The sequence below is a fragment of the Fenollaria massiliensis genome (genome assembly GCF_023347705.1).
GTDB classification, from domain to species: Bacteria; Bacillota; Clostridia; order Tissierellales; family Peptoniphilaceae; genus Fenollaria; species Fenollaria massiliensis.
Genome location: NZ_CP096649.1, coordinates 1 through 19568 on the forward strand (window position 1 = coordinate 1; position 19568 = coordinate 19568).

Genomic DNA, 19568 nt, shown 5'->3' on the forward strand with positions numbered 1-19568 from the left:
ATGAACAACGCAAAGTCTCTATTTGCAACGTGCTTGGAGGCGCTTAAGGAGGACATTGCTCTAAATAACATAGATCTGTGGATTAGTGTTTTGGAACCGCTTGCTCTTGAAGATGGTGTTTTGGTACTTTTGGCTCCAAATATTTTCATAAAGAGTATAGTTGAGTTCAATTACAAGGACATTATTAAACGCAGGCTTGTATCGATGAATGTAGGTGTGAGTGATGTCAAGGTTTTGGAGCCTTCTCAAGGATACGATTATAAGCAAAGTGTTGAGGAAACATCGCAAAAAACTGGGGATATAATTCCGAATTTGAATCCATATTTCACGTTTAACAGGTTTATTCCGGGCGATGCAAACCTTTATGTTTTTGAAAATTCTAAGAGAATAGCGGAAAATCCTGGTCTTTTATATAATCCTTTTTTCCTTTTTGGTAAAACTGGTCTAGGAAAGACTCATCTTATCAATGCGATAGGCAATAAGATGCTAAAGGATCATAAGGATTTTAGGCTTTTATATATTACGAGTGAAGACTTCACAAATGAGCTTATTGCCTCTTTACAGAACAAAACTATGCGCGAATTTAAGGAAAAGTATCGCTCTTTGGACTGCTTGATTATTGACGATATTCAGTTTTTGTCGTACAAGGATCAAACGCAAGAGGAGTTTTTCCACACTTTTAACGCGCTATACACTATGAATAAGCAGATAATTATCGCATCGGATAGGTCTCCTAGTGATATTAAAAATATTCAAGATAGGATTATCAGCCGCTTTGAGAGTGGTTTGACTATTGAAGTTAAGCAGCCGCCTCTTGAGACGCGTATCGCGATTTTGAGGGCGAAGGCTGATGAGGAGCACTTAAATGTCTCTGATAATGTGCTTGAATATATTGCAAAACGTGCTAAACAGAACATTCGTCAGCTTGAGGGCGCTCTACTTGCTGTTAAGGCTGCTTCTGAACAGGAGGACGGCAGAAAGCTTGATATCAGTGTAGATTTGGCAAAGGATGCGCTTGATTTTATGAGTCAAAGTGAAGAAAAAGAGATCACCATCGACTCGATTAAGGATGCGGTTGCTAAATATTTTAACATCACTGTTGATGATATAAATTCTAAGAGAAAGAACTCTGATATAGCAATTCCAAGGCAGATAGCGATGTATTTTGCACGTGTAAATACTGATTTATCTTATCCAAAGATTGGGGAAGCTTTTGGTGGACGCGATCACTCTACTGTGATATATGCTTATGAAAAAATATTGAAGGAAAAGAAAACTAAGCAGGGTATGAGGGACGCAGTTGAGGCTTTGGAAAAAATCATCTGTGGATAAGTCCTTTTATATGAACATTTTATTCAGAAGACCTGTGGATAAATATTGATGATAAATGCAAATTTGATTAACTTATCCACAATTATACAGGACCTACTACTATTACTCTTTATTAAGATTATTGTTATAGAGAAATTGATTCTGTAAAACATAGTTTAAAAAAGAATGTTTATTTGAAAAGAAATATATTAATAAAAATATTGCTTAAAAAATATATATATTAAAAGAAAATTTATTGCTACTATTTTGTTTATAAAAGAATTTATATGTTTCTATGCAAATGGGTGGAAAAAAATTAAATTTTTATTATATATGTATTGAGTGGAAAAATTTTAATTGTTTACTATAAAAGAAAATTTACTCACATAAATTTTCTTGCGATTTTAAATATAACTATTTAAAATCTAATATATTGAAGAGAAAAAAATACGAAGTGGGTAAAACCATTTCCATTAACAAGAAATAAGAGGTGAATAATATGAAGTTTATTATTGATAAGGACCAATTTTTAAAACATATCACAATCGCTCAAAGGGCTATCTCTCAAAGAAGTCCTCTTGAAATTCTTGAAGCGATTAAAATTACTGCAGCAAATGAAAGAATTAGACTAGTTTCGACTGACACTGAATTAACTATCATAAGTGAGTGTCCATGCACAGTAGTTGAAGACGGCACTTGCTGTTTTTCTAACAAGCTTCTTTCTGACATTGTTAGAAAGGTGCCATCTGGCGATATCAGCTTTACATCGAACGGTGACGACGTTGAGATAAAGGCAAAATTCTCGAAATTCGATCTAAAGAGCATGCCTCACGACGATTATCCAGAGATTGACACGCACTACAGTTTAGACAAGTCTGTGAAATTAACTATGAAAGAGCTAAATAAAATTATCAAGAAAACATTATTCTCAACTAGTCAAGACCAAGCGAGACCAACGCTTTGTGGTGTTTATTTTAAATTTGAAGATGGCGTATTGAGCGCGGCAAGTCTTGATGGTTACAGGATTAGCTCCTTAAAATTTAATGTAGATGTCAAGGAGAATAGCTCATTTATCGTTCCTTACAGAACTTTAGCTGAAATTCAAAAGATGCTTGACGATAGTGACGATATCGTGGAAATAACTTACGCAAGAGACAAGGCTGTCTTTAAAATAGACAGAGCACTACTATATACAAGGCTTATTGAAGGCGACTTTTTCAACTACGAAGAAGTATTTGCAAGTGAGGATTACACTACTGTTGAGATAAATAGGATGGATCTTATCAATGCCATCGAAAGAGTTTCTTTAATCGGTTTTGAGGACAGAATCAGTCTTATTGTCATGGATTTTAAGGATAATAATTTAAACATCGCTGCATCGAACGAAATCGGCAGCGCGACTGACGACATCATGGTAGAAAAAACTGGTGACGACATCAAGATTGGCTTTAACGGCCGCTATGTGCTTGAAGGTCTAAAGGCGATGAGCGCGGATAAGCTTACACTTAAGCTATCTGAAAGCATCAGGCCTATGAAGATTTACGAGGGCGAGGAGTATCGCTACCTTGTTTTACCTGTAAAAATGCAAGCATAATTTAGTATTTATAATTATAGATGAGAATAGGTGAGAATTATGAAGTTTAAGCTAGAAGATGAATATATTCAGCTACAAAATGTTTTGAAGGTTTGCGGACTAGTTGATAGCGGCGCCATGGCGAAAAATATTATCCAAGATGGCTTGGTTAAGGTCAATGGCGAGGTCGAAACGCGCAGAGGAAAAAAGATCAGAGTAGGTGACGTGGTCACTGTATTTGACGAAAGTATCGAAATATGTTAAAGAGTTTAAAGCTTGTAAATTACAGAAGTTTCTCGAAATTGTACTTAAAGTTTCATCCTAAAAAGAACATAATTTTGGCAAACAATGCAAAGGGCAAATCGAATGTGGTTGAGGCGATATACATGCTCAGCTTTTTGAAGAGCTTCAGAACTGAGCGAAACGCGGAGCTTATAAAGTTTGGAAATGCGTCTAGCTATGCATCTTTTGAGTATTTGGCAAATGATATTTTAAATAGAATCGAGATCACGATTGAACCCAAGGGCAAGCTCGTTAAGCAAAATGACAAGATGATCAAGAATGCGAAGGAGTACAATCAAAGGTTTGAAGCGGTTCTTTTTGAGCCATTTGATTTAAATATACTAAAAGGCGCTCCAGGACTTCGTAGAAAGTACATCGACAGCATACTCACAAGGCTTTCGCCATCGTATCGCGATGAACTACTTAGCTACAATAAAGTCCTTATGAACAGAAACAAGGCTTTAAAAATGTACAAGGATAAAAATTCTTTAAAGGCTATACTAAAGTCCTACGATACGCAGCTTATCACGCTTGGTGCGGCTCTGGTAGAAAAGAGAAAAACTTTTACTGAGAATTTCAACACCATTTGCAAGGATATACACAAGGAATTAAGCGGAACAGATGAGCTAAATATAGTGTACAAGAGCAATATTGACATAGAAAAGGATATTAAAAAGGCTTACGAAGAGGCATTTAATGCCAATATTGACAAGGATATCGATAGAAAATCGACTGCCTTGGGCCCTCACAGGGACGACTACGCCATAAGTATAAATGAAAATGAGGCGAGAAAATTTGCCTCTCAAGGTCAGCTAAGGACTGCGATGCTATCTATGAAGATAGCTGAACTAAAGATGATTAGAAGCTTTAACAAGGATGTAACGCTTCTTTTGGACGATGTTTTTTCTGAGCTTGACAAAAAAAGAAAGAAATATCTGCTTGATGCTGTGGGTGATATGCAAGTAATATTCACGCTTCAAGACATGGATGATATAAAAGATTTAATTGACGACGATTATTTAATTATAAAATTAGAAACGAATGAAATGATTTACGGAGGAAGAAATGGAAGATAAGAATTATAATGCGGGTAGTATTCAGGTCCTTGAGGGACTTGAACCCGTTAGAAAAAGACCGGGTATGTACATCGGTTCAACTGGCACAAAGGGACTTCACCACTGCGTTATGGAGGTTATGGATAACTCCATCGACGAAGTTTTGGCTGGTAGAGCGGATACTGTCAAGGTAGTTATTTACAAGGACGGAAGCATATCTATAGAGGACAACGGCTCGGGTATACCGGTTGAAGTCCATCCAAAGACTGGCAAATCGACTTTGGAGACAGTACTGACTGTTTTGCATGCGGGCGGTAAATTTAACAACGACGCATACAAGGTATCAGGCGGTCTTCACGGTGTTGGTGTTTCATGCGTTAACGCTCTTAGCGAATGGCTGATAGCGACTGTTAAGCGCTCTGGCCACATATATGAACAACACTTTGCTAGAGGTAAGGCGCAAGGCGACATACAAGTAGTTGGCGACACAAAAGAATCAGGTACAACAATACAATTCATGCCGGATTCTGAAATTTTTGACACAACTGAATTTTCTAAAGAAGTTCTAGTAACTAAGTTTAGGGAAGTTGCCTTCCTTAATAAAGGTGTTAGAATTACTTTAATTGACGAGAGAGAAGAAGAGCCACAAGAAGAAGTTTTTCACTACGAAGGCGGTATCAAGAGCTTTGTTGAGTACATCAACCGCAGCAAAAACGCCATATCTGAAGATATCATCTATTTCGACAAGTCCATGGAGGACTGCGAGCTAGAGATTGCAATGCAATACACTGACGGTTATTCGGAAAACGTTTTAACCTTCGCAAATAATATACACACAACAGAAGGCGGCTACCATTTGACAGGTTTTAGAAACGCTTTAACAAGAGCGCTTAATGATTATGGTAGAAAAGCCAACATTATCAAGGAAAAAGAAGATAATCTTTCTGGCGATGACGCGAGAGAGGGTCTGACTGCAATTGTCTCGGTTAAGCTTAAAGAGCCACAATTTGAGGGACAAACTAAGTCAAAGCTTGGCAATAGCGAGGTTCAAGGTATTGTAAATACTACATGTTATCAAGAACTTATTGACTATTTCGAGCTTCATCCGCAAGAAGGAAAGAAGATTATAGAAAAAGCAATATCGGCGCAAAGGGCGAGAGAAGCGGCTAGAAAGGCGCGTGACCTATCCAGAGGCAAAAGAAGTGTCTTGGATAACACGACTCTTCCTGGCAAATTGGCGGACTGCCAATCAAACGACAACACTGAGACTGAGATCTTCATAGTCGAAGGGGACTCAGCCGGCGGATCAGCTAAGCAAGGCAGAGATAGAAAATTCCAAGCGATTCTTCCTTTAAGAGGTAAAATTCTTAACGTAGAAAAGGCAAGACTAGATAGGATACTTGCTTATGAAGAGATAAAGGCGATGATAACTGCCTTTGGTACAGGTATTGACACAGAATTTAACATAGAAAAGCTTAGATATGGCAAGATCATCATCATGACCGATGCCGACGTCGACGGCGCTCACATCAGAACACTTTTACTAACATTCTTCTTTAGACACATGAGAGAGCTTGTTGACGATGGACACATCTACATCGCTCAGCCACCACTATATATGGTTAGCAAAAACAGAAAAGAGCACTATGTTTATGACGATGACGAGCTTGAAGAATTACTTAAAGAGATAGGCAGAGACAACTACACAATTCAGCGTTACAAAGGTCTTGGTGAGATGAACCCTGAACAGCTTTGGGAGACTACCATGGACCCAGAACACAGAATTTTATTAAGAGTTAATGTTGATGACGCTGTTAATGCCGACGAGATATTCTCCATGCTAATGGGTGACAAGGTAGAACCGAGAAGAGAATTTATTGAAAAGAACGCAAAATACGCGTCTAACTTAGATATATAATGAGGTAAAAAGATGACAGATGAAGTAATTTTAAAAGATAAACAATTTAAGGACGTCAATGTCGAGCACGAGATGAAGAATAGCTACTTGAGCTATGCGATGAGCGTTATAGTTTCAAGAGCGCTTCCTGACGTAAGAGACGGTCTAAAACCGGTTCACAGAAGGATACTTTACTCGATGAACGAACTTGGCATCACACCGCAAGGCCAGTACAGAAAATCCGCCAGAGTAGTCGGCGACGTACTTGGTAAGTACCACCCACACGGTGATACAGCGGTTTACGACGCTATGGTTAGACTTGCGCAAGATTTCAACACAAGATACTTACTAGTTGATGGCCACGGTAACTTCGGCTCAGTCGATGGCGATGGCGCTGCTGCGATGCGTTACACTGAAGTAAAGATGACAAAGATCGCCATGGAGATGCTTCGTGACATAAACAAAGACACAGTCGATTACATGCTAAACTTCGACGAGACAACTAAGGAGCCAGTTGTGCTTCCATCTCGTTTCCCGAACCTTCTTGTTAATGGTTCATCAGGTATAGCTGTTGGTATGGCGACTAACATGGCGCCACACAACTTAAAAGAAGTTATAGACGCATGCGTTGCCTACATTGACGACAAGGACATAGATGTCGAAGGACTTATGAAGTACATCAAGGGACCGGACTTTCCTACAGGCGCTCTTATTATGGGTAAAGACGGAATCAAAGAAGCCTACAGCACAGGCAGGGGCCGTATTTTACAAAGAGCACTTTGTGAGATAGAAGAGAAAAAGGGCAGAGAAAAGATCATAGTTAGAGAGCTGCCTTATCAAGTAAATAAAGCAAAACTTATACAAAAGATAGCCGAACTTGTTAGAGATAAGAAAATCGAAGGCATATCAGACATCAGAGACGAGTCCGATAGAGATGGCTTAAGAGTAGTTATAGACATAAAGCGTGATCAAAGCGCAAACATTGTACTAAACAATTTATATAAGCTAACACAAATGCAAAATACTTTCGGTATAATCAATCTAGCACTTGTTAATGGCGAGCCAAAGGTACTTACACTAAAAGAACTTATCGAGTACTACATCATGCACCAATACGAGATCATCACTCGCAGAACACGCTACGACCTTGCAAAAGCTGAGGCTAGAGCGCACATCGTAGAGGGTCTACGTATTGCACTTGACCATATCGATGAGATAATCAAGGTAATCAGAGGCTCAAAAGACGATAAGACAGCTGTTAATGAGCTGATGACTAGATTTAAGCTATCTGAAATTCAAGCAAATGCCATCTTGGAGATGAGACTTAAGAGATTAACAGGACTTGAAAGAGACAAGCTTGAAGAAGAATATCTAGAATTAATTAAATTAATAAATCAATATAAGGAAATACTTGGCTCAGAAAGACTCATCTACGGCATTATCAAAGATGAGCTTATAGAAATAAGAGACAAGTACCAAGATTTAAGAAGAACAAGAATCATGCCAGACCCAGGCGAGATCGATACTATAGACATGATAGAGGATGAAGACGTTGTAATCACTCTAACACACTTTGGTTACATCAAACGTATGCCAGAGGGCGCATACAAGATGCAAAAGAGAGGCGGTAGAGGCGTTCAAGGCATGCAAAGACGTGAAGAGGACTTCGTTGAAGACATCTACGTAGTATCAACTCATGACGATTTACTATTCTTCACAGACAAGGGCAGAATTTATTCGCTCAAAGCCTACGAGATACCAGAAAGTTCGCGTCAAGCAAGAGGACTTGCCATAGTAAACCTTGTTCAGCTTGAAAAAGATGAGAAGATCTCAGCCATCATCCCACTTAAGAAAGATGAGGAAGGCGGCTACTTATCAATGCTTACAGAAAAAGGTATATACAAGAGAACTAGCCTTGACGAGTTCAAAAACATCAGTAAGAGAGGACTTAAGGCGATAAATCTTAAGGACGATGACAAGGTTATAGGCGTTAGAAGAACTTCAGGCGATGAGAAGATTGCCTGCGTTACAAAACAAGGTAAAATACTTATCTTTGACGAAAAAACTACTAGAGCCATGTCAAGAACAGCGATGGGCGTTATTGCGATGAAGCTAAATAAAGATGACAGCATAGTCTCAATCGAAGTCGCTAGAAAGGATACATCACTTTTGATGATCACTGAACACGGCTACGGAAAGAAAACAGCCTTTGATGAATTCAAGGTACAAGCTAGAAATGGTAAGGGCATGATCTGCTACAAAGTCACTCAAAAAACAGGACCTATAGTTGTTGCAAAATCTGTAGAAGAGGAAGACGAGATCATGATTATCTCACTTAAAGGCGTTATTATCAGGATAGACAGTGACAGTATAAGTGAATTAGGAAGAAACACACAAGGAGTTATACTTATGAAGCAAGCGGACGATAAAGTTGCCAGCGCATCAAAGTTTGTCTCCTCAGTTGAAGAATAGAATATTAGAATGATAGGAGGTTTATATGTTTGATTTAAACTTAATCGATGAAGAGGGTCACTACCTAATCGAGCTAATAGGCGACCTTGACATATATAACAACAAAAAATTTAAAGAAAAATTAGCCGACATCTACGAAGACCTTGATAAGGATATAGTTGTCGACTGCGCAAAACTTGAATATATCGACTCAACAGGTCTTGGAAGCTTTATAAGTCTATTAAAATTAACAAGAGACGAAGAAAAAGAGATCACAGTGAAAAATCTAAAGAAAAACATCAAAAAAGTATTCAAAATTACCGATTTAGATAAATTATTTAACATAGGAGACGAAGAATGATATTTACATTCGATATAGAAAACCAGGAAAATTATCTTTCTATGTTTAGGCTCCTTGTCAGCAAGGTCATGGCAGAGGAAAATTACAAATTTGACGAGATAGAAGACACAAAAGTAGCCGTTGGCGAGATGGCTCTTATTGCTCACGCCATCAACAAAGACAGGCTAAAGATGGATATCAAACTTAAAGAAAAGTCGATGATCATCACCATCTATCTAGATAAGTATCCAGAGGACGAGGCCTTCGAGATGAACTTTGACATCATAGGTGCCTTGTCAGAAGCCATGCTTAAACAGGACGATAGAATTGAGATCATAAGGACAAGACCATGACAAAGGCGAAGAAGAAAGACGACATTCAAGAGCTTTTTGAAGAGTACGCAAAGACGCACGATCAGGCGCTGAGAGATAAACTCATCGAAAAAAATCTATATATAGCCGAGATACTCGCAAAGAAATTTATCGGTAAGGGCATAGATTATGACGACATCTTTCAGATAGCCTCGCTTGGACTGATACTCGCAGTCGAAAGATACGAGCCAAGCCGCGGATTTAAGTTCTCTAGCTTCGCTACGCCTACAATCCTAGGCGAGATCAAAAGATATTTCAGAGACAAAGGCTGGACAATCAAGGTGCCACGCCGCGTTCAAGAGAATACGAAAAAAGTTAAAGATGCCTACCATCATTTATCAGTGGTCAATGGTGAAGTGCCTACAGTTAAGGAAATTGCTGACTATCTAGGCATTGACACGGACGAAGTTTTGCTTGCGATGGATGCAGGCAAGGTTTATACACCGCAGTCGATTGATTACGAGATAGGTACAGATGATAAAAAGACTGCACTTTCAGACATCATAGGCGATGACGACCAAAGCTTTAAAGACTTTGAAGATAGAGAGCAGCTCGATAGTTTGATGAAAAATCTTTCAAATACCGAAAAAGAGATAGTTAGAAAGAGATTCTTCGAGCAAAAAACACAGCTTGAGATAGCAAACGAGCTGGGCCTATCACAAATGAGCGTTTCGCGTATAGAGAAAAAAGCGCTTAAAGAGATTAAAAAACATGCTAAAAGGGAGGACTTTTATTGATATTCATAGACAACCAATCCCGAGACGGCGCGTATAATCACGCACTCGAAGAGTATTTAATAAAAAATTTAAAAAGAGAGCTGTTCATGATTTGGCAAAATGACAACACAGTTTTGTTAGGCAGAAATCAAAATCCATACAAAGAAGTAAACTGGGATTATATGAAAGAGACCCAAGCAAAGCTAGTTAGAAGGCCATCAGGAGGCGGCTGCATCTATACAGATAAAAACATCGTGCAGTACACCATAATCACGAAAAAAGAAGAAGACTCACTAAGGAAATTCACCGAGCCAGTCGTAAATTATCTAAACGAAAAAGGAGTAAAAGCAGAATTCACCGGCAGAAACGACATCATCGTAGATGGCAGAAAAATTTCCGGCAACGCACAGTACAAAGACAGAGAGCTCATGATACACCACGGAAGCATTATTTATCAGGATAGCTCCATTGACATAGGAAAACTACTTACACCAGCAAAGCTAAAACTTGCGAAGAAGTCATTAACAAGCGTAAAGAGCCGCATCACAAGCCTTAAATCCATGATGAATATGGATATTGCCATGTTTATAGAAGAGCTGAAAAACTATATAAAAAACTATTACCATATAAATGAAAATTACGTTTTGAGCGCAGACGAGCTAGAAAAAGTTGAAGAAATCAGAAAAAATAAATATGCAAACGATGAGTGGACATACGGCCGCTACGGCAAATTCGATAAAGTGCACTCATTTATGAACGACGCTTGCGTGATGGATATCTATTTGAAAGAAAAAAATAATGTAATAGAAGACATCCGCATAGACGGCGACTATTTTGGCGAAAAAGCAAAAGAAGATTTGGAAAATATTTTTGTGGGCGTAAAATTAGAAAAAGATGATTTAGAGAGGGCACTCTCGGGTATTGATATGAGTGAATACATCGAGGGCATCACAAAAGATGAACTTGCAGAAAATATTTTAAAGACGAAATCAGGTGATTAAATGCAAGAGAGAAATTATATAAGAAAGCCAGATTGGCTAAGAATAAAGGTTACAGGCGACAAGAACAACGACGAGATCGAGCACATGCTAAAGGAGCTGAAGCTAAACACCGTTTGTAAAGAGGCAAATTGCCCGAACAAGATGGAGTGCTACAAATCGAGAACGGCGACATTTATGATACTTGGGGAGAATTGTACACGTAATTGCAGATATTGCAACGTCACTACGAAGAGGCCAGAAGAAGTCGATCCGCATGAACCAGAAAATTTGGCGAAAGCAGTGAAGATACTTGGACTAAGGCACGCAGTTATTACCTCAGTTACAAGAGATGACCTTGCCGATGAAGGCGCCACACAGTTTAGAGACGTAATCAGATGGGTTAGAAAACTAAATCCCGAAACAACAGTCGAAGTTTTGATACCAGATATGCACGCGAAAAAAGACTTACTTGACATAGTTATGGACGAAAAACCAGATATATTAAACCACAACATCGAGACCATAGAAAGACTATTCCCAGAAGTGCGTAAAGAAGGAAATTTCAAAGAATCCATCGAAGTCATTAAATACGCCAAAGAAAAAGGACTTAAGACAAAGTCGGGCTTCATGGTAGGACTAGGCGAGACAAAAGAAGAAGTTTTGGATTTAATCAAAGAACTTTATGAAGCAGGCTGCGATTATATTACCATAGGACAATACTTAAGACCAAGTTTGAAACATTATGAAGTCAAGAGATACGTGCATCCGGATGAGTTCTTCGAGTATGAAGATTATGCAAAGAGCATAGGAATTAAGAAGATTGCGGCTGGACCGTTCGTAAGGAGTTCATATAAAGCAGCCGACATGGTTGAATAATTTCTGTTCTTTCTTGTTCAATTTGCACCTAAGGCTCATTCACTTTTTCGCAATGCTCACGTACTACGTGTACGCTCCGCTTGCTAAAAAGTTCCATTTCGCCTTATGCACTAAATTGCTCCAAGAAATAACTAGAAATTATAAATAAAAAATTGACAAAATTTCTATTTTTGAAATCATCACTTTTTATCTAAGAAAGAAGTAATATGTATTTTGCATATATGCTCCGCTTGACAAAAAGTTCCATTTCGTCTTATGTACTAAATTGCTCCAAGAAATAACTAGAAATTATAGATAAAAAATTGACAAAATTTCTATTTTTGAAATCATCACGATGCAATGCACAAAGGTTCTCGGTCATTTAGACCGGGGTTCTTCTTTATCTAAGAAAGAAGTAATATGTATTTTGCAAAAGAAAAGAAAAAATAGCAAAAAAAGAAAATTTATTCACATAAATTTTCTTGCGCTTCAAAATGCTTGCGCATTTTAAATCTAAAAAAATAATGGATATAGATTAATTTCTATATCCATTTTTGTATATTTAGTAAAATTACTATCATAAGCAAAATTTCTTAATTAACGAAAAGCGCAAATCCATTTACCACGAATAAATTTCTTAAATAAGAAACCCACTAAAAACTTGTACCCTCCTTACTGGTTTGTCCAGTAAAGAGGGTACTATTTTATCTAAAGTTTTGCGCGATATTCAAAAATACGGTTATAGAAAGCGAGTTGATTATGTCGATTGCGAAGGCTCCAACCATTGGCAAGACAAAGTATGCCTTTGGTGATGGGCCAAATCTTTCAGTAATCGAGTCCATGTTGGCGATGCCGTTGTATGTTGCACCCATACCGAAGCCGCAAAGACCGCCCGACAAAACTGCCGCGTCGTAGTTTCTACCCATAACCCAGTAGTTGATAAAGTACGCGTACACAGCCATGAGCACAGTTTGCGCAAGTAGCACCACGAGCATGATGCCGGCAACATCCTTTAAGTCAAGAAGGTTGATGTCGATTAGAGCCATTACCAAGAAAATGTTTAAGCCGACGTCACCGCAGATGGAGTTAGCTCTCTCATCAACAGCAAACTTCGAACCCTTCTTGCCGATGGTGTTGACGAAGATACCTGCAAGTATCATTGCTGTTACATAACTAGGTAGGCTGAGTGGATTACCAAGTATGCTTACATTGTTTTTGATGAGAACTTGCAATATTGAACCAAGACCAACAGAAATGAAGATGAGACCTAAAACCTTGACAAAGTCGAAGGCATTTAGTGGAACAAGCTCTTTATAGCTAGCACCAGCGTTAACCTTTTCGAGACTCTCCAAAACATTATTCTCAGAGCTGTCATTGTATGTAGGCTTAGCCAAGTGATTTCTTCTAATAAGCATAGAACCGATAGGTCCACCTATAACAGAGCCCATAATTACACCGAAAGTTGCAGCCGCCATGCAGAAAGTTGACGCATTAAATAGGCCGTGTTCCTCAAAAGTGCTACCCCAAGCGCCAGCAGAGCCGTGACCACCAACCATAGTAACCGAACCGCAAATAAGACCAAGCAGCGAATCTACCCCTATAACTTTGCACATGAAAATGCCAAGGACATCTTGAAAAATAACTAAAAACGTTGCTACAAGTAAGAAATAAACAAAACCCTTGCCGCCCTTCTTAAGCGTGTCGAGATCGGCTCCAACGCCGATAGATGTGAAGAAGACCATCATGAAAGGATCCTTAAGAGTGTTGTCAAAAACAAAAGTACATAGCCCCGTAAGAGCTAAGACAAACCTAATGATAGCGAATAAAAAACCGCCAATAACAGGTGCAGGGACACAAAAAGTCTGGAAAAATTTAACCTTCGTTCTGATAAATTTCCCCACCAAAAAAACCAAGATAGCAAAGCCAACCGTTTGCATTACATTAAATGAAAGAATCATTTAATAAACCTCCTTATTAAAGATTGCCTCTCCTATCTACAAGAATAATTATAACATAAAAATTGTAAAATGCAAGAGTAATTATATATAAAAGTATTACAAATATGTAATCTTTGTATATTAAGTGAAAGTGATAGAGTATAAAAAAGACTACACGGATAAAATGTGTAGTCTTTCTTTATGTCTTAAGATAAGAAAAGCACATCGAAAAGATAGTTCCACCAGAGCTTAGTTCATCAAGTTGACAATTGCACATTGAAAATTGATTTCCTTCGCTTGCTACGTCTACATAAATTGTTAATTTCTAAACTTGATGTCTTGAAAATTCATATTCGTTACGCTACGCTCCACTAGATGAATTTTGAAGAACCTCGTACTAAAGTACGAGAACCTTGGTGCAAGACACTTGGGCAGACATTTTCGTTAAGAAATTAATGCAATTTATTCCGAAGGCTGCGCTCGTGAAAATCAATTTTCTAATTATTATATTTAGGTTTAGTAATTCTCTTATAATAAATAGACTATACAGAAAAATGTGTAGTCATTATTTATCCCATCAAAAAATCTACCACGAACAAATTTCTTAAAACAAAAATCACTCACATTCATACTCCGAACAAATTTCGCGAAATAGCTTGATGATTGGGACGAAGTGGACTTTCGCGCAAAATTTCTATTCTTTCTCGTTCAAACTGCGTCTGAAGCTCGTTCGTTTTGTTGACAATGCTCGAGTACATTTGTACACTGCGCTTGTCAAAAAACTCCACTTCGCCTCATCCATCACTTTGCTCCGAGAAATAATTAGAAATTTTAAATAAACATATTTAGTTTAATTAAAAAGTTTATCGAGAAGCGAACGAGTTCCAGGCGCAAGGTAGGCGCGAAATTTTTCTTCCTTTATATATAATACTTATACATACTACACATAGTATAGAATTTATTTATACTACACAAGTGTAAAAATTTTTAAAAAAAGTGAAAAAAAGTACTTGACAAAGTAAAAAATAAATGGTAGAATGGATAAGTCATCTGGAAAGACTCCAGAAGGCAAGCAAAACTGAATAAAAGTGAAAAGAACGATTTAAACCAATCAATTTTTTTATTGATTAAAAATAATTTCGAATTTAAGAGCCAAGGTTAACTTGGGATTAAATAAACCATTTAATCGAGAGTTTGATCCTGGCTCAGGACGAACGCTGGCGGCGTGCTTAACACATGCAAGTCGAACGATGAAAGAGAATCCGATCTCTTCGGAGTGAAGAATCTCTGGATTAGTGGCGGACGGGTGAGTAACGCGTGAGCAATCTGCCTTACACAAAGGGATAGCCTCGGGAAACCGGGATTAATACCATATGATATCTATTAACCGCATGGTTTATAGATTAAAGAATTTCGGTGTAAGATGAGCTCGCGTCCCATTAATTAGTTGGTGAGGGTAACGGCCCACCAAGATAGCGATGGGTAGCCGATCTAAGAGGATGACCGGCCACATTGGAACTGAGAAACGGTCCAAACTCCTACGGGAGGCAGCAGTGGGGAATATTGCACAATGGGGGAAACCCTGATGCAGCGACGCCGCGTGAGCGATGAAGGCTTTCGAGTCGTAAAGCTCTGTCCTATGGGAAGATAATGACGGTACCATAGAAGAAAGCCCCGGCTAATTACGTGCCAGCAGCCGCGGTAATACGTAAGGGGCGAGCGTTGTCCGGAATTATTGGGCGTAAAGAGTGCGTAGGCGGCAAATTAAGTCAGATGTGAAAACTAAGGGCTCAACCCATAGATTGCATCTGAAACTGATATGCTTGAGTCAAGGAGAGGAAAGTGGAATTCCTAGTGTAGCGGTGGAATGCGTAGATATTAGGAGGAATACCGGTGGCGAAGGCGACTTTCTGGACTTGAACTGACGCTGAGGCACGAAAGCGTGGGGAGCAAACAGGATTAGATACCCTGGTAGTCCACGCCGTAAACGATGAGTGCTAGGTGTCTGCTCATACGAGTAGGTGCCGTACGTTAACACATTAAGCACTCCGCCTGGGGAGTACGTACGCAAGTATGAAACTCAAAGGAATTGACGGGGACCCGCACAAGCAGCGGAGCATGTGGTTTAATTCGAGGCTACGCGAAGAACCTTACCAGGACTTGACATACCAAGGAAAGTTTTTAGAGATAAAAGCCCTAGATTTATCTACCTTGGATACAGGTGGTGCATGGTTGTCGTCAGCTCGTGTCGTGAGATGTTGGGTTAAGTCCCGCAACGAGCGCAACCCTTACATTTAGTTACTAACAGGTAGTGCTGAGGACTCTAGATGGACTGCCGATGACAAATCGGAGGAAGGTGGGGATGACGTCAAATCATCATGCCCTTTATGTCCTGGGCTACACACGTGCTACAATGGTCGGTACAAAGAGAAGCGAAATAGCGATATCAAGCAAACCTCAAAAAACCGATCCCAGTTCGGATTGATCTCTGCAACTCGAGATCATGAAGCCGGAGTTGCTAGTAATCGCAGATCAGAATGCTGCGGTGAATGCGTTCCCGGGTCTTGTACACACCGCCCGTCACACCATGGGAGTAGGCAATACCCGAAGCCTGTGAGCTAACCGTAAGGAGGCAGCAGTCGAAGGTAGGGTCAATGACTGGGGTGAAGTCGTAACAAGGTAGCCGTATCGGAAGGTGCGGCTGGATCACCTCCTTTCTAAGGAGAACATTAGTTCTTTTCACTTTGGGCTTTGCTTTATGGATCTTGAAGAACTTAAAAAAGGTGCAAATCCTTTTAGATCCAAAACCAAATAAAACTTAATAACCATAATCAAATGAAAACGAAACGACATTTATAAAGAAAATAAATACAGTAAATTTTAACAATAAGCGTTAAAGGATTTTAAAGAAAAATAGGTCAAGTTACTAAGAGCGCAGGGCGGATGCCTTGGCACCAAGAGGCGAAGAAGGACGTAGAAAGCTGCGAAAAGCTCCCTAGATCTGCAAACAAGAAACGAAAGGGAGATATCCGAATGGGGCAACCCACTTAAGCAAACCTTAAGTATCTATATATGAATAAAATAGTATATAGAAGCAATACCGGGAGAACTGAAACATCTAAGTACCCCGAGGAAAAGAAAGAAACATCGATTTTCAAAGTAGCGGCGAGCGAAATGGAAAGAGCCCGCTTAAAGAAAAACTAAAACAATATCCGAATGATCTTGGAAAAATCATCCAAAGAAAGTGAAAGACTTGTAGGAAAAGATATTAGAATTTCAATAAGCTTAACGAGTACCACAAGGCACGAGAAACCTGGTGGGAACACGGGAGGACCACCTCCCAAGGCTAAATACTACTTGGTGACCGATAGAGAACAGTACCGTGAGGGAAAGGTAAAAAGAACCCCGAAAGGGGAGTGAAATAGAACCTGAAACCCTGCGTTTACAAGCAAAGAAAGCACGTGAAAAGTGCAATCTTGTACTTTTTGTAGAACGGGCCAGCGAGTTACTTTTGTAAGCAAGGTTAAGAAGTTAAGCTTCGAAGCCGAAGAGAAATCAAGTCTTAATAGGGCGAAATAGTTTACAGGAGTAGACCCGAAACCAGGTGACCTATCCATGAGCAGAGTGAAGTTAAAGTAAAATTTAATGGAGGCTCGAACCGGGTGTGGTTTAAAACACATCGGATGACTTGTGGATAGGGGTGAAAAGCCAATCGAACCTGGAGATAGCTGGTTCTCCTCGAAATAGCTTTAGGGCTAGCCTTTAGGATGTTTAATGGAGGTAGAGCTACTGACTGGTTGCGGGGTGTTTATACATTACCAAAACCTATCAAACTCCGAATGCCAAGAAAACAAACCTAAGGAGTCAGACATAGTGGGATAAGCTTCTATGTCAAAAGGGAAAGAGCCCAGACCATCAGCTAAGGTCCCCAAATACCGATTAAGTGGTAAAGGATGTGAAGTTACCCAAACAACTAGGATGTTGGCTTAGAAGCAGCCATACATTTAAAGAGTGCGTAATAGCTCACTAGTCGAGTGACCTTGCGCCGAAGATTTCCGGGGCTAAATCGGATACCGAAGCTGTGGACTCGTAAGAGTGGTAGAGGAGCATTGTGTAATAGATAGAAGCAGTATCGAAAGGCGCTGTGGACGAAACACAAGAGAGAATGCTGGCATAAGTAGCGAGAAGGAGTGTGAGAATCACTCCCGTCGAAAACCTAAGGGTTCCTGAGCAAGGCTCGTCCCCTCAGGGTAAGTCGGGACCTAAGGCGAGGCCGAAAGGAGTAGCCGATGGACAACTAGTAAAAATTCTAGTACTATCAAATATCGTATAAATGAAGCGGGGACACAGAAGGATAAGCTAAGCGTACCAGATGGACGAGTACGCTCAAATAAAAAGGCATGCCAGGACTAATAACCAGGCTAAGCTAATTTATGATGAGGATCGAAAACAAGTAGAGAAGTAGCCGATTTCACACTGTCAAGAAAAGCCGCTAAATAGATAAATGATACCCGTACCGTAAACCGACACAGGTAGGAAAGGAGAGAATCCTAAGACGCGCGGAAGAACCTTTGTTAAGGAACTCGGCAAAATGACCCCGTAAGTTAGCGAGAAGGGGAGCCAGAGCGATCTGGCCGCAGTGAATAGGCCCAAGCGACTGTTTACCAAAAACACAAGTTTCTGCTAAGTCGAAAGACGACGTATAGGAGCTGACACCTGCCCGGTGCTGGAAGGTTAAGGGGAAATGTTAGCAATAGCGAAGCATAGAACTTAAGCCCCAGTAAACGGCGGCCGTAACTATAACGGTCCTAAGGTAGCGAAATTCCTTGTCGGGTAAGTTCCGACCCGCACGAAAGGTGTAACGATTTGGGCACTGTCTCAACAAAGGATCCGGTGAAATTGAAGTAATGGTAAAGATGCCATTTACCCGCGACAGGACGGAAAGACCCCATGGAGCTTTACTGTAGGCTGACATTGGATTTCGGTAGTACATGTACAGAATAGGTGGGAGGCTTAGATCCTGGTACGCCAGTATCAGAGGAGCCGAAAAGTGGGATACCACTCCTGTAGTGCTGGAATTCTAACCTTGAGCCGTAATCCGGTTTAGGGACACTGTCAGTTGGGCAGTTTGACTGGGGCGGTCGCCTCCCAAACAGTAACGGAGGCGTTCAAAGGTTCCCTCAGCACGGACGGAAATCGTGCAAAGAGTACAAAGGCAGAAGGGAGCTTAACTGCGAGATAAACAGATCGAGCAGATGAGAAATCAGGACTTAGTGATCCGGTGGTACCACGTGGAAGGGCCATCGCTCAACGGATAAAAGCTACCCTGGGGATAACAGGCTTATCTCCCCCAAGAGTTCATATCGACGGGGAGGTTTGGCACCTCGATGTCGGCTCGTCTCATCCTGGGGCTGAAGTAGGTCCCAAGGGTTGGGCTGTTCGCCCATTAAAGAGGCACGCGAGCTGGGTTCAGAACGTCGCGAGACAGTTCGGTCCCTATCCGTCGTGGGCGTAGGAAATTTGAAAGGAGCTGTCCTTAGTACGAGAGGACCGGGATGGACAAACCAATGGTTTATGAGTTGTAACGCCAGTTGCATAGCTCAGTAGCTACGTTTGGAAAGGATAAGAGCTGAAAGCATCTAAGCACGAAGCCCCCCTTAAGATAAGATTTCCTTTAAGTAAGACACCTTGAAGACCACAAGGTAGATAGGCAGTAAGTGTAAGAGTAGTAATACTTTGAGCCTAACTGTACTAATATGTCGAAAACTTGATCAAAGACGCTTATTTAAAGAATTATGGT

At 40.0% G+C, this 19568-nt stretch carries 12 protein-coding genes and 2 rRNA genes; 13 read left to right on the forward strand and 1 reads right to left on the reverse strand.

Annotation, left to right across the window (positions count from 1 at the left end; genetic code table 11):
* The 11 genes from dnaA to lipA all read left to right on the forward strand — a co-directional run bounded on the left by dnaA (position 1) and on the right by lipA (position 11852).
* Positions 1-1332 (forward strand): chromosomal replication initiator protein DnaA, encoded by a 1332-nt coding sequence (dnaA, locus tag M1R53_RS00005; protein ID WP_249242609.1) that lies wholly within the window; start codon positions 1-3, stop codon positions 1330-1332.
* Positions 1333-1810: 478 nt separating this feature from the next.
* The gene (gene dnaN, locus M1R53_RS00010; RefSeq protein WP_249242610.1) at positions 1811-2905 is read left to right on the forward strand and encodes a DNA polymerase III subunit beta; all 1095 of its coding nucleotides are present in this window, start codon (positions 1811-1813) and stop codon (positions 2903-2905) included.
* Between the two features lie 39 nt (positions 2906-2944).
* Positions 2945-3148, forward strand: a complete 204-nt coding sequence (locus M1R53_RS00015) for an RNA-binding S4 domain-containing protein (protein ID WP_070600668.1) — start codon at positions 2945-2947, stop codon at positions 3146-3148.
* On the forward strand, positions 3142-4242 hold the full coding sequence (gene recF / locus M1R53_RS00020; RefSeq protein WP_249242612.1) for a DNA replication/repair protein RecF: 1101 nt from the start codon (positions 3142-3144) through the stop codon (positions 4240-4242). The genes M1R53_RS00015 and recF overlap by 7 nt, the downstream gene beginning before the upstream one ends.
* Positions 4232-6139 (forward strand): DNA topoisomerase (ATP-hydrolyzing) subunit B, encoded by a 1908-nt coding sequence (gene gyrB / locus M1R53_RS00025; protein ID WP_249242613.1) that lies wholly within the window; start codon positions 4232-4234, stop codon positions 6137-6139. Before recF ends, gyrB begins: the two co-directional genes overlap by 11 nt.
* Positions 6140-6151: 12 nt before the next feature.
* Positions 6152-8590 (forward strand): DNA gyrase subunit A, encoded by a 2439-nt coding sequence (gene gyrA, locus M1R53_RS00030; RefSeq protein WP_249242614.1) that lies wholly within the window; start codon positions 6152-6154, stop codon positions 8588-8590.
* Positions 8591-8615: 25 nt separating this feature from the next.
* Positions 8616-8930 (forward strand): STAS domain-containing protein, encoded by a 315-nt coding sequence (locus M1R53_RS00035; RefSeq protein WP_249242615.1) that lies wholly within the window; start codon positions 8616-8618, stop codon positions 8928-8930.
* On the forward strand, positions 8927-9262 hold the full coding sequence (locus M1R53_RS00040; RefSeq protein WP_249242616.1) for a hypothetical protein: 336 nt from the start codon (positions 8927-8929) through the stop codon (positions 9260-9262). The genes M1R53_RS00035 and M1R53_RS00040 overlap by 4 nt, the downstream gene beginning before the upstream one ends.
* Positions 9259-10017, forward strand: coding sequence for a SigB/SigF/SigG family RNA polymerase sigma factor (locus M1R53_RS00045; protein WP_070600680.1), 759 nt, complete (start codon positions 9259-9261; stop codon positions 10015-10017). The genes M1R53_RS00040 and M1R53_RS00045 overlap by 4 nt, the downstream gene beginning before the upstream one ends.
* Positions 10014-10997, forward strand: coding sequence for a lipoate--protein ligase (lplA, locus tag M1R53_RS00050; RefSeq protein ID WP_249242617.1), 984 nt, complete (start codon positions 10014-10016; stop codon positions 10995-10997). The genes M1R53_RS00045 and lplA overlap by 4 nt, the downstream gene beginning before the upstream one ends.
* Positions 10998-11852 carry a lipoyl synthase gene (lipA, locus tag M1R53_RS00055; RefSeq protein ID WP_249242618.1) on the forward strand — a complete coding sequence of 285 codons (855 nt, stop codon included), beginning with the start codon at positions 10998-11000 and terminating at the stop codon, positions 11850-11852.
* Between the two features lie 683 nt (positions 11853-12535).
* On the opposite strand, the gene gltS is transcribed toward lipA, so the two are convergent.
* A complete protein-coding gene (gene gltS, locus M1R53_RS00060) occupies positions 12536-13789 on the reverse strand; it encodes a sodium/glutamate symporter (RefSeq protein WP_249242619.1) in 1254 nt (417 codons plus the stop codon).
* Between the two features lie 1161 nt (positions 13790-14950).
* Between gltS and M1R53_RS00065 the strand changes: the two genes are divergently transcribed.
* Positions 14951-16485, forward strand: a 16S ribosomal RNA gene (locus M1R53_RS00065).
* A gap of 199 nt (positions 16486-16684) precedes the next feature.
* Positions 16685-19543: ribosomal RNA gene (locus M1R53_RS00070) — 23S ribosomal RNA — on the forward strand.
* Together the 16S and 23S rRNA genes form the textbook arrangement of a ribosomal RNA operon.
* The last annotated feature ends 25 nt before the right edge of the window (positions 19544-19568 follow it).